An 11,003-nucleotide genomic window follows, 5' to 3' on the forward strand; every position below is an offset into this window, starting at 1 on the left:
GGCGGATGCTGTACCTCGCGCCCGCGACCAGCGCGGGCGCGAGGTACAGCATCCGCCAGCGCCTGCCGGTGCCAGCCTCGAGCGGCGAGCCGTCGTGCATCTCGCCGGGATTGACCATGATCGCGTCACCCGCCAGCGCGTCGACCTGCCCGCGACCGCTCCACGACCGGTGCGCACCGCTGACGATCACGCCCACCCCGAATTCGTCGTGCGCGTGGCGCGGAAACGCGCGGTCGGATTCGAGGCTGAACGCCTCGATGCCTTCGCCGGTGCGTCGATAGTGGGTGACACGGTGCATGTGCGCTCCTCGCGCCGGTCGCGGCGCGGATCACGTGCACTTTAGCGCGTTCCGGCGCCGCGCGCCCTTCATCCTTTTGGCGGATATCGCGCGGCGCGTGCAGCCGGCACCATGTGCACATCGGCAGCGTACACGGCCCGCCGGGCCTGAAGCTGCATGGGAGACGGCAGGTGGAACGACAGGACCCGGTATTCATTCAGGTGGGCGCGCTCGCGGACGGCTTCGCACCGGAGGCGAACATCCTCGCCCCCGTCGACGCACTCGTCGGGCGGACGCTGGCGCTTGGCGACGCATCGGGCGCGTGGCGCGTCTATACGTTCGAGCCGGATGCGCTGCGGTGGCGCGATGCGGCAACCGATACGGGCAGCCGCGCGCCGTGCCGCGTGACGCGGCTGCGCGATGGACTGTACTTCGTCGACTACATCGATGTCACTGCTCGGGCGACGTCGGTCAGCCTCGTGATCGACCTGGACGCCGGCGTGTGGACGTCGGTCGTCGGTACGCTGCCGACGGAAGCCGACACGCGCATCGATGCGTTCACGCGCGTCGCGCGCGGGCTGCCGCTGACGGCCGTCGACGTGCAATTCCGGCACGGCACGCTCGGCGGCCACGCGCAGCCGGGGCCGCTGCATGCGCCCACGCGCGAGCTGATCGGCAAGCGGACGATGTACCGCTACAGCCCGACCGAATGCTACGAGCACATCTACCTGAACGAGAATTTCTACGCGTGGCAGTGCCTGCAAGGCGTGGAAGGGGGGCTGGCCGATGTCGACCGCTGCCATTACTTCAAGATGGCGGACGAGCTGTATCTGTTCGTGTGGCGCGAGAAGGTGGTGCCGACGCTCGGCGTCGTGCTGATCGACCTCGCGCAGCGCAAGACCGACGGCAAGATCTTCGGCTATCAGGGCGGCGATTTCGGCACGCTGTCGAATTTCCAGATCGGCGCTTACGCGCAAGTGCTGAACGAAACCGTGTACCCGTCCGGCGGCGAGGCGCAGCGATGACTGCCGTGCCGGGCAGCGGCCGCCTGCGCGCGGATTTCGGCGGCCGTGTCGTGCTCGTCACGGGCGCCGCGCAAGGGATCGGCGCGGCGATCGCGCGCCGTTTCGCGGAATCCGACGCGTTCGTCGCCGTGGCCGACCTGAACGGCGACGCGGCAGCCGCGCAGGCCGACGCGCTGGCCAGCGCCGGCGGCGACGCACGCGCGTATCGAGTCGATGCCGCGAGCCGGGACGACCTGGATGCGCTCGTCGCGGCGGTCGAGCGCGACGGCGGCCGGCTCGATGTCGTGATCCACAATGCCGCGTATTTTCCGTTGACGCCGTTCATGCAGATCGACGAGCCGACGCTCGATCGCACGCTGTCGGTCAACCTGTCGGCGCTGTTCTGGCTCGCGCAGGCCGCGTTGCCGGCATTCGAGCGGGCGGGGGCCGGCAGGCTGCTCGTCACGTCGTCGGTGACGGGGCCGCGCGTCGTCTATCCGGGGCTTGCGCATTACGCGGCGTCGAAGGCCGGCGTGAACGGCTTCATCCGGGCGGCGGCGCTGGAGCTGGCGCGCCGCAACGTGACGGTCAACGGCGTCGAACCGGGGATGATTCGCACGCCGGCGGCCGGCAATCTCGGCGATGCGTTGGTCGCGGCGCAGATCGCGCGCGACATTCCGCTCGCGCGGATGGGCGAACCGGAGGACATCGCGAACGCGATGCTGTTTCTCGCGTCGGCCGACGCGGCGTACATCACCGGGCAGACGATCGTCGTCGATGGCGGCGCGACCTTGCCGGAGAGCGGGGCGGTGCTGGGAGATCGATAGCGAGGGGCGGTTCGCAGGGCTGCGGCGAGGTTGTGACGGCATAGGCGCGCGTACCGGCCCGCACGCCGCCGCCGTGACTACAGCCAGCCGTTGCGGATGAATTCGACGATCGAATGGTGGCGAGGCTCGAGATCGTGCTGCCGGACGGCCTCGACGATGCGCGATACGCCGTCCGCATAAGGCGTATCGCCGGATACGCGCGATTCGAACTGCAGGCTGCATGCGCCGTCGTCGATGCGTATCCGGTGAACCGCGTGGCGGCCGAGCTGATCGTCGGGGATGCCGAATTCGCTGCGCTGCACGGCCGGGTCGCGCACGGAGCGGATGTCTGCCGGCTGCACGCCAAGCGACGCGGCGATGCCGACGGCCGTGCCGGGGACGGACGTCTTGCCGGCCTGATGCGACTCGGTCACGCTGATCTCGCAGTCGCGAAACAGGTGGCCGCTGGTTTCCAGCATGCTCATGAACTTGAGCATCAGGATGTTCGTGTTCGGACACAGCACGACCGGAAAGCCGTACGTCCCGGTTTCGAGGTCGGAGCCGGTCGACAGCTCGACGAGCGGCGACGCGGTGGCCTGGCAGAACGCGATCGCGGCGGGGAGTTCGCGGCCGGAACCGGCATGGACGACGATCGACCGGGCGTCGGTTCGCGCGGTGTCCGACCAAGGCATCACGCGGCAGGTGGCCGGGTCGAGCTTGTGCGAGCCGAGCAACTCGTTGGCGAGCTTGCCGGTTCCGATGACGAGTACTTGCATGGGATTGACGGATTGAGGTTCGGGTGGCGAGTGGGCGGCGGCGGTGCAGGCTGTCGAGCAAGCCAGCTGTCGTGCCGCTTGCCGCGCCGGGCGGGCATCGCGCATTATGCCCGTCCGTCGATTGGCGCGCTTGTCGGGCCGGGCATGTGATGTCGCGGCGCATCGGCTCGCCGACGCCCTCGGCAGTCCACCTCGCCCGCGACGTTGCGATGGCCCGCGGCGCGTGCGTGTGGACCGCGATCCGTTTCGTGGCGCAGCCGCCGGGCTGGCGCCCGGGCAACCGAAGCGAAACGACGGAGGAACCGCGCTGCCGCACCTTCATCCCGCGCGCACGAACGCGTGAACGGCGCTACGCTGTCGGCATTTCATCCCATCACCCTCGATCCAGGAGAACACATCGATGGAACACGACCTGAAAGGCAAGGCAGTCGCGATCACCGGCGGCTTCGGTCATCTGGGCGTCGCGACGGCCGCGTGGCTCGGCGAGCGCGGCGCACGCGTCGCGCTGATCGGCCGCGGCGCGGCGCCGGCGGCGCAGGCGCTGCCCGGCGTGCCGGCCGATGCGCTGCGCATCGGCGGCATCGATCTCGTCGATCCGCAGGCCGCCGTGCAGGCGCTCGACACGGTCAACCGCGAATTCGGCCGGGTCGACGCGCTGCTGAACATCGCCGGCGCATTCGTGTGGCAGACGATCGCCGACGGCGATGCCGCCACGTGGGACCGCATGTACGAACTGAACGTGAAGACGGCGCTGAACGCGTCGAAAGCCGCGCTGCCGTACCTGGTGGCGAGCCAGGCCGGCCGCATCGTCAACATCGGCGCGGGCGCGGCGTTCAAGGCCGGCGCGGGGATGGGTGCGTATGCGGCCGCGAAGGCGGGCGTCGCGCGGCTCACCGAGGCGCTGGCGGCGGAACTGCTCGATCGCGGCGTGACCGTGAACGCGCTGCTGCCGAGCATCATCGACACGCCGCCGAACCGCAAGGACATGCCCGACGCCGACTTCTCGCGCTGGGTCCGGCCCGGGCAGCTCGCGGCGACGATCGGATTCCTGCTGTCGGCCGACGCGCAGGCGATCACCGGTGCGTCGATTCCGGTGAGCGGCCGCGTCGCGTAGTACGCCGGAGGAGGGCTCGCCGGGTTCGGCCGTGCGTACAATGTCGCACCGGCTTGCACGGCCGGAACCCGAGACCCGAACCTGAGACCATGACTCAGCCCACCATCCTGATCGTCGAAGACGAACAGGCGATCGCGGACACGATCGTCTATGCGCTCGGCACCGACGGCATGCAGACCGTCCACTGCACGCTCGGGCAGGCGGCGCTCGACCGCCTGCGCGACACGCATTTCGATCTCGTGGTGCTCGATGTCGGCCTGCCGGACCTCAGCGGTTTCGAGGTATGCCGGCGGCTGCGCACGTTCACCGATATTCCGGTGATCTTCCTGACCGCGCGGCACGACGAGATCGACCGGATCGTCGGGCTCGAGATCGGCGCCGACGATTACGTCGTCAAGCCGTTTTCGCCGCGGGAACTGGCCGCGCGGGTCCGCGTGATCCTGCGCCGCTTTCACCGGACGGCCGCACCGGAACCGGCGCCCGCACCCACGCCCACCTCGGCCGACGCGCCTGCTCCGGTCGCCTCCGGCTTCACGCTCGACACCGACGGCGCGCGCGTGTCGTGGCTCGGCCACGCGCTGGACCTCACGCGCTACGAATTCGGGCTGATGGCGCTGCTGGTCCGGCATCCGGGGCGCATCTACTCGCGCGAACAATTGATGGATCTCGTGTGGCACGAGGCGCTCGATTCGGCCGACCGCACGGTCGACACGCACATCAAGACGCTGCGCGCCAAGCTGCGCGCGATCGATCCCGAGCGCGACCCGATCCGCACGCATCGCGGCATGGGTTATTCGCTGCAACCGTAACGAGCGGCACCGCCCATGCATATCGGCCTGCGCATCTTCTTCGGCTTTTTCCTGATCGTCGGCCTGGCCGCGCTGATCACGCTGCGCGTGTTCGTGCAGGAGGTGAAGCCCGGCGTGCGCGAAGCGATGGAGGACACGCTCGTCGATACCGCGCAGGTGCTGGCGACGCTGGCGGCCGACGACATGGCGAACGGGCACATCGCCGACGGCACATTCGCGCGGCAACTCGGGAAACTGCACGAGCGCCCGGTCAGCGCGAACGTGTGGGGTATCCAGAAGAACGCGATCGGCTACCGCCTCTACATTACCGACGCGCACGGCATCGTGCGCTACGACTCGTCCGGCAGCGCGCTCGGGCAGGACTATTCGCGCTGGAACGACGTGTACCGGACGCTGCGCGGCGAATACGGCGCGCGCAGCACACGCAGCGATCCGAACGACGACGGCAGCACCGTGATGCACGTGGCGGCACCGATCCGGCGCGGCAACGAGATCATCGGCGTGCTGACGATCGCGAAACCGAACCAGACGGTCGCGCCGTTCATCGCGCGCAGCCAGCGCAAGATCATGCTGTACGGCGCGTTGCTGATGGGCGGCGCGATCCTGATCGGCGCCGCGTGCACGTGGTGGCTGGTGCTCGGGTTGCGGCGCCTGCAGCGCTATGCGCGCGCGATCGCGGCCGGCGAGCGCGCGTCGATGCCGCTGCAGGGCGCAAACGAACTGGCCGAGCTCGGGCGCGCGGTGGAAAGCATGCATCAGCGGCTGGAAGACCGCCAGTACGTCGAAACCTACATCCACACGCTCACGCACGAGATGAAAAGCCCGCTGGCCGCGATCAGTGGTGCAGCCGAACTGTTGCAGGAAGACATGCCGGTCGCGAACCGCCGGCGCTTCACCGAGAACATCCGCCGCCAGGCCGGCCGCCTCGAACAGATGATCCGCAAGCTGCTCGCGCTGGCCGAGGTCGAGCAGAAGCAGCGGCTGTCGGTGCACGAGCCGGTCGCGCTGCGGCCGGTGCTCGAACAGCTCGTCGACGATATCGAGCCGCGCGCGCGGCAGCGCGGCGTGAGCCTGCGGATCGATGCGAGCGATCCGGCCGATCCCGCGGTCGTCGACGGCGATCCGTTCCTGCTGCGGCAGGCGCTCGGCAACCTGCTCGACAACGCGCTGGATTTCGCGCCGCAAGGCAGCACGATCCGGATCGCGCTCGAGCGGCAGCCGGCGGGGCGGGCGCACGTCGCGGTCGTGCGCGTCGACGACGACGGCCCCGGCGTGCCCGACTATGCGCTGTCGCGCGTGTTCGAACGCTTCTATTCGCTGCCGCGGCCCGACGGACAGGATCGCAGCACAGGCCTCGGGCTGTGTTTCGTCCGCGAAGTCGCGATGCTGCATCGCGGCCAGGTCGCGCTTGCGAATCGCGCGGAAGGCGGCGCGTGCGCGACGCTCACGCTGCCGTCGGCCGGCTGACCGCGCTTCACGCTCGCCACACATTCGCTTCACGCCGGCTTCAATCGCCCTTCACCGGGGCCGCTCATGCTGAACGTACCTTCTACTCCGGTACCTGCCAGCAATGAATCGAGTTCTGTTGTTCAAGTCCATGATCACCGCGTTTCTCGCGCTGGCGATCCTGATCCCGCTGCAGATGGTCCAGAGCATCGTGCGGGAACGCGCCGATTACCGGCAGAGTGCGCTGCAGAGCATCTGGGCGAGCTACGCGGGGCCGCAGACGGTGACGGGGCCGGTGCTCGTCGTCCGTTACACGGAAGTCACGCGCGTGAGCGACGACGCGCGGGCCGGCGGCAAGGCGAAAACCAGCCTGAAAAGCGAGACGAAACGGCTATTCGTGTTCCCCAAGACGCTGAAGGTCGACGGCACGCTGGCGGTCAGCGTGCGCTATCGCGGTATTCACAAGGCACTCGTGTACGGACTCGACAGCCGGATCACGGGCATGCTGCCGCTGCCGGACCTGAAGAAGCTGCCGGAGGCCGACGGCCACGTGAGCTTCAAGATCGACGGCGCATACGTCGCGCTCGGCATCGGCGATCTGCGGGGGCTGAAGGCGCAGCCCGACCTGCGCATCGGCGGCAAGCGGATCGACGTGGAGCAGGGCACGCGGCTCGACAGCCTGCGCCAGGGCGTGCATGCGAACGTCGATCTCACGGCGCTGGCGGAGGCAAACGCTGGGGCGACGGTCGTGCCGTTCAGCATCGGCCTGCCGCTGGCGGGCGCCGAATCGGTTGCGTTCGCGCCGGTGGGCGACCAGAACGACTTCTCGCTGAAATCGACGTGGCCGCATCCGAGCTTCGGCGGCGAGTTCCTGCCGGCGGAGCGCACGATCGATGCGCGCGGCTTCGCCAGCAACTGGCACGTGACGTCATTCAACACGAAGGCGCGCGAGCAAGTGGCGTCCGGCAACGGCGGGGGCGAGATCGAGATGGCGTCGGTATCGGTGATCGAACCCGTGAACGTCTATTTGCAGGCCGAACGCGCGACGAAATACGGTGCGCTGTTCGTGATGCTCACGTTCGCGAGCTTCTTCATGTACGAGCTCGTGAAGCGGCTGCGCATTCACCCGATCCAGTACACGCTGGTCGGCTTGTCGCTCGCGCTGTTCTTCCTGCTGTTGCTGAGCCTGTCCGAGCATATTGCGTTCGGCTATGCGTATCTCGCGGCGAGCGGCGCATGCATCGGGCTGCTCGGCTTCTACCTGTCGTTCGTGCTGCACAGCGTGAAGCGCGGCGCGACGTTCACCGTGCTGCTTGCGATGTTGTACGCGGCGCTCTACGGGCTGCTGCTGTCGGAAGACAATGCGCTGATGCTCGGTTCGCTGCTGCTGTTCGCGATCCTTGCCGGCATCATGACGCTCACGCGCCGCGTCGACTGGTATTCGCTCGGCGCCGCGTGGCAGCCGCTGGCCGACAAGCCGGGAGCGGTGAAGCCGGGCGCGCCGGCGAAGTAGGCGAGCGGGTGCAGGCAAGCGCGCGCCGGTCGGGAAAGCCGTGACCGGCGCGCGTTTTTACGCGGGCCCGATGCCTTTCACGCGGCCCTCTCGGGCCGACGAAACCGCGCTAGCGGAATCTCGGCGATGGCTGCGATCTCGATCAGCAGGTCGGGATGGTAGAGACGTTCGACCTGAACGGTCGTCGTCACCGGATAGGGTTCGGCGAAGTAGGTCTTGCGGATGTCGCCGGCCTGCATGAACGCATCGATGTCGGTGGCGTAATGGACGAGCGAGATCACGTCGCGCATCTGTCCGCCCAGCGCGGCCAGCACGTCGCGGATGTTGTCGAGCGTTTGCCGGACCTGGGCGCGCATGTCGCCGGCGCCGACTACCTGCCCGTCGCGGTCGAGCGCGACCTGTCCCTTCAGATGCACGATCCGGCCGTCGCCCTGGATCACGGCCATCGAAAACGCGCCGAACGGCGCCCAGACTTCCGGGGGATTCACGGCTTCGGCCATCGTGCGGCTCCTGTGGGGTCGAAATGGGCGAGCGCAGCGGCGTGCCGCATGCGGCGAGCGCGCCATGACGGATGCGTTCGTCGGCGACCCGCCGGCCTGCCGAATGCGGCGGCGGCCCGGATCGCCCTATACTGACCACTCCACATTACCGGACCACGCCGTGCCGAACCAAGCTTCCGGAGATCCGTCCGTCGACGATCCCCGCCCGACCCCGCCTGTCCAACCCGAACTGGAAGACTGCTGCAACAGCGGTTGCTCGCCGTGCGTCTTCGATCTTTACGACGAGGCGCTCGCGCGCTATCGCGTCGAACTGGCCGAATGGGAGGCGCGGCACGCACAGCGCGAGCCTCACCGGTAAACCGGAGGAGGCCGGCGAGCCGCCACGCCGCGCATGCGCCATGCCCGTTTCCGGGCCTGGATTGACGGTGCCGGCACCGTCGCACGTCAGCTGTCGCGCATCCGCATGCAGCCGCCGATGCAGCGGCCCGAGCGCCATCGACAGCGCGACGCAGCCCAGCAGCACGATCGTCAGCGTGAACATCGACGCCCTGAAGCCCTGCACGTAATCGAGCGCGGCCGGATGCACGCCGAGCCGCGCGAAGAACACGCCGCCGATCGTCGCGGCGCCGACCGCCGCGCCGATCTGCAGCATCGCGCTGACCATCCCTGACGCGACCCCCGCGCGGGCCGCATCGACTTCCGCGAGCACGATCCGCACGACCGACGGCAGCACGAGCCCTTGCCCGATGCCGATCGCCGCGATGCCCGCATAGAAGCCGGGCCCAGGCGCGCCGTCGCGGGCGAGCGCGGCGGCGATCGCGACGCCGGCCGCGAGCATCGCGAAGCCGAGCGTGAGCACGCGATACCCGCCGAAGCGGGCGACGAGGCGCGTCGTCAGCAGCGGGCTCGCGAGGAAGCCGAGCCCGAGCGGCAGGATCGCGAACCCGGACGCGAGCGGCGACCAGTTCAGGCAGCCCTGCAGATAGATCCCGTAGCTCAGGAAGAACGCGCTCAGCGTATAGAACAGGAACGCGAGCAGGAGCCCGAGCGCGACGACCGGGTTGCGGAGCAGCCGCACGTCGAGCAGCGGATCGTGGCCGCGCGCAAGCCGGCGCGCTTCGACCGCGAGCAGCGCGCCGAGCATCGGCAGCGCGCCGACGCCGCACGCGATCATCCACAGCGGCCAGCCGGCTTCCCGACCGTGCGTGAGCGGGTACACGAGCATCAGCAGGAACAGCGACATCAGCACCGTACCCGGCACGTCGATGCGCTGGCCGCGCGGCGCGCGGTTTTCCGGGATGAAGCGCCAGCTGCCGATCAGCGCCAGGATGCCGATCGGCAGATTGACGAGGAAGATCGCGCGCCAGCCGAGCCCGAACGGATGCAGGCTGATCAGCGCGCCGCCGCCGAGCTGGCCGATCACGGCCGCGAGGCCGAATGCGAACCCGTAGAAGCCCATCACGCGCACCTGTTCCTGCGGGCTGAACACGCTGCGGATCGTCGCGAGCACCTGGGGGGCGAGGATCGCGGCGAACAGGCCCTGCAGCACGCGGCCGCCGACGAGCACCGTGCCGTTGCCGGCGAGCCCGCACAGCGTCGACGCGAGCACGAAGCCGGCCATGCCGATCATGAACATGCGCTTGCGTCCGTACAGGTCGCCGAGCCGCCCGCCGGTGATCTGGACGACCGCGTTCGCGCATGCATAGGCCGACACGACGAGCTGCAACTCGGCCTGGCGCGCGCCGATGCCGTCGCGAATGGCCGGGAGCGCGAGATTCACGATGAAGTAGTCGAGCGGCGGCAGAATGGCGCCGACCAGCAGGACCACGAGCGCCCAGCCATGATGGCTGCGCGGCGTCGCCGCGGCGGCCGCGCAGGCTGGTGCGCAGGGGGCGAGGGTATTGTTCGTCATGATGAAAGCAGATCCAAAGAATGAGGGCCCGATAGGCGATCGACGCAACCAGGCCGTTGACCCCTTATTCTGGGCATCGCCCATGGTTCGGAAAAGCGGGAAAGAGTGGTAGCATCCATCGGGTTATTCGATGGATGAGGAACGACGATGCGCGGTTTCGACCTGGATCAGTTGCGTACTTTCGCGGCGGTCGCGGATGCGGGCAGCCTGACGGCCGCTGCACCGCGGCTGCACCTGTCGCAATCGACGGTCAGCGAGCAGGTCCGCAAGCTCGAATCGCGCGCCGGCGTGCCGCTGTTCGTGCGCAGCAAGCGCGGCGTCGAACCGACGCCGGCCGGCGCGCGGCTGCTGCAGCATGCGCGGCGCATCGTCGCGCTGAACGAGGCCGCGTTCGACGAGCTGCGCGGGCAGGCGATCAAGGGCGAACTGCGCGTCGCGATCACCGACTACTACCGCACGAATGAAGTGGCGGGCATGCTGGCGCGGCTGCGCGAGTGCTACCCGCAGTTGAGCCTGCACGTGAGCGCGATGAAGAGCGCGGAGATCGAAGCGGCGCACGCACGCGGGCAGATCGATCTCGGCGTCGTGATGAACATGTCGAGCGGGCCGTTCCGGCCGGCGTCGGCCGACACACGCTGGGTGCTGCGGCGCGAACCGCTGTCGTGGGTCGCGTCGCCCGCGCTCGCCGAGCAGTTGCCCGAGCCGCTGCCGCTCGTGCTGCTGCCGGACGACTGCATGATGCATCAGGTCGCGGTGCGCTCGCTCGACGAGCAACACACGCCGTACGTGCTCGTGCACAGCGCGTCGGGCGTCGCGGGGTTGCAGTCGATGCTCGCGGCGGGGCTC

At 69.0% G+C, this 11,003-nt stretch carries 11 protein-coding genes and 1 pseudogene; 8 read left to right on the plus strand and 4 right to left on the minus strand.

Annotation, left to right across the window (positions count from 1 at the left end; all coding sequences use genetic code 11):
• The coding region (locus tag H3O04_RS29655) for an AraC family ligand binding domain-containing protein (protein WP_202589024.1) at positions 1–298 on the minus strand (298 nt) is incomplete at its 3' end.
• A 170-nt stretch (positions 299–468) separates the two neighbouring features.
• Between H3O04_RS29655 and H3O04_RS29660 the strand changes: the two genes are divergently transcribed.
• Both H3O04_RS29660 and H3O04_RS29665 read left to right on the plus strand, forming a co-directional pair.
• Complete coding sequence (locus tag H3O04_RS29660; RefSeq protein WP_202589025.1) at positions 469–1,302, plus strand: molybdenum cofactor biosynthesis F family protein; 834 nt, start codon at positions 469–471, stop codon at positions 1,300–1,302.
• Positions 1,299–2,108, plus strand: a complete 810-nt coding sequence (locus tag H3O04_RS29665) for an SDR family oxidoreductase (protein ID WP_202589026.1) — start codon at positions 1,299–1,301, stop codon at positions 2,106–2,108. Before H3O04_RS29660 ends, H3O04_RS29665 begins: the two co-directional genes overlap by 4 nt.
• 77 nt (positions 2,109–2,185) lie before the next feature.
• Here H3O04_RS29665 and H3O04_RS29670 read toward each other — a convergent pair whose 3' ends face one another.
• Complete coding sequence (locus H3O04_RS29670; RefSeq protein WP_202589027.1) at positions 2,186–2,863, minus strand: dihydrodipicolinate reductase C-terminal domain-containing protein; 678 nt, start codon at positions 2,861–2,863, stop codon at positions 2,186–2,188.
• Between the two features lie 400 nt (positions 2,864–3,263).
• Here H3O04_RS29670 and H3O04_RS29675 point away from each other — a divergent pair, with 400 nt between their 5' ends.
• From H3O04_RS29675 to creD, 4 genes are all read left to right on the plus strand, one after another.
• Entirely contained in the window at positions 3,264–3,977 is a 714-nt protein-coding gene (locus H3O04_RS29675) for an SDR family NAD(P)-dependent oxidoreductase (RefSeq protein WP_202589028.1), read from the plus strand.
• Positions 3,978–4,066: 89 nt separating this feature from the next.
• Positions 4,067–4,786, plus strand: a complete 720-nt coding sequence (gene creB, locus H3O04_RS29680; protein WP_023477886.1) for a two-component system response regulator CreB — start codon at positions 4,067–4,069, stop codon at positions 4,784–4,786.
• A gap of 15 nt (positions 4,787–4,801) precedes the next feature.
• Positions 4,802–6,253: a two-component system sensor histidine kinase CreC gene (gene creC / locus H3O04_RS29685; RefSeq protein ID WP_202589029.1), complete on the plus strand. Its 1,452-nt coding sequence runs from the start codon at positions 4,802–4,804 to the stop codon at positions 6,251–6,253.
• Positions 6,254–6,356: 103 nt separating this feature from the next.
• Positions 6,357–7,745 carry a cell envelope integrity protein CreD gene (gene creD, locus H3O04_RS29690; protein WP_043888598.1) on the plus strand — a complete coding sequence of 463 codons (1,389 nt, stop codon included), beginning with the start codon at positions 6,357–6,359 and terminating at the stop codon, positions 7,743–7,745.
• Between the two features lie 77 nt (positions 7,746–7,822).
• Here the strand turns inward: creD and H3O04_RS29695 are convergent, their stop codons facing one another.
• The gene (locus tag H3O04_RS29695; RefSeq protein WP_023477883.1) at positions 7,823–8,245 is read right to left on the minus strand and encodes a RidA family protein; all 423 of its coding nucleotides are present in this window, start codon (positions 8,243–8,245) and stop codon (positions 7,823–7,825) included.
• Between the two features lie 160 nt (positions 8,246–8,405).
• Between H3O04_RS29695 and H3O04_RS29700 the strand changes: the two genes are divergently transcribed.
• Positions 8,406–8,603, plus strand: coding sequence for an oxidoreductase-like domain-containing protein (locus tag H3O04_RS29700; protein WP_006480905.1), 198 nt, complete (start codon positions 8,406–8,408; stop codon positions 8,601–8,603).
• A gap of 96 nt (positions 8,604–8,699) precedes the next feature.
• On the opposite strand, the pseudogene H3O04_RS29705 reads toward H3O04_RS29700, so the two are convergent.
• Positions 8,700–10,157, minus strand: a pseudogene (locus tag H3O04_RS29705) (MFS transporter); the annotation flags it as partial.
• Between the two features lie 147 nt (positions 10,158–10,304).
• Between H3O04_RS29705 and H3O04_RS29710 the strand changes: the two are divergent.
• On the plus strand, positions 10,305–11,003 hold a 699-nt coding region (locus H3O04_RS29710; RefSeq protein ID WP_202589030.1), incomplete at its 3' end, for a LysR family transcriptional regulator.

The sequence above is a fragment of the Burkholderia sp. KCJ3K979 genome, from assembly GCF_016759955.1.
Taxonomy (GTDB): Bacteria; Pseudomonadota; Gammaproteobacteria; order Burkholderiales; family Burkholderiaceae; genus Burkholderia; species Burkholderia orbicola.

What these genes read in the sequence shown, in the direction of transcription:
- H3O04_RS29675 (WP_202589028.1), top strand. Translation starts at nt 3,264, where the DNA reads ATGGAACACGACCTGAAAGGCAAGGCAGTCGCGATCACCGGCGGCTTC.
- creB (WP_023477886.1), top strand. Translation starts at nt 4,067, where the DNA reads ATGACTCAGCCCACCATCCTGATCGTCGAAGACGAACAGGCGATCGCG.
- H3O04_RS29665 (WP_202589026.1), top strand. Translation starts at nt 1,299, where the DNA reads ATGACTGCCGTGCCGGGCAGCGGCCGCCTGCGCGCGGATTTCGGCGGC.
- H3O04_RS29670 (WP_202589027.1), bottom strand. Translation starts at nt 2,863, where the DNA reads ATGCAAGTACTCGTCATCGGAACCGGCAAGCTCGCCAACGAGTTGCTC.
- creD (WP_043888598.1), top strand. Translation starts at nt 6,357, where the DNA reads ATGAATCGAGTTCTGTTGTTCAAGTCCATGATCACCGCGTTTCTCGCG.
- H3O04_RS29695 (WP_023477883.1), bottom strand. Translation starts at nt 8,245, where the DNA reads ATGGCCGAAGCCGTGAATCCCCCGGAAGTCTGGGCGCCGTTCGGCGCG.
- creC (WP_202589029.1), top strand. Translation starts at nt 4,802, where the DNA reads ATGCATATCGGCCTGCGCATCTTCTTCGGCTTTTTCCTGATCGTCGGC.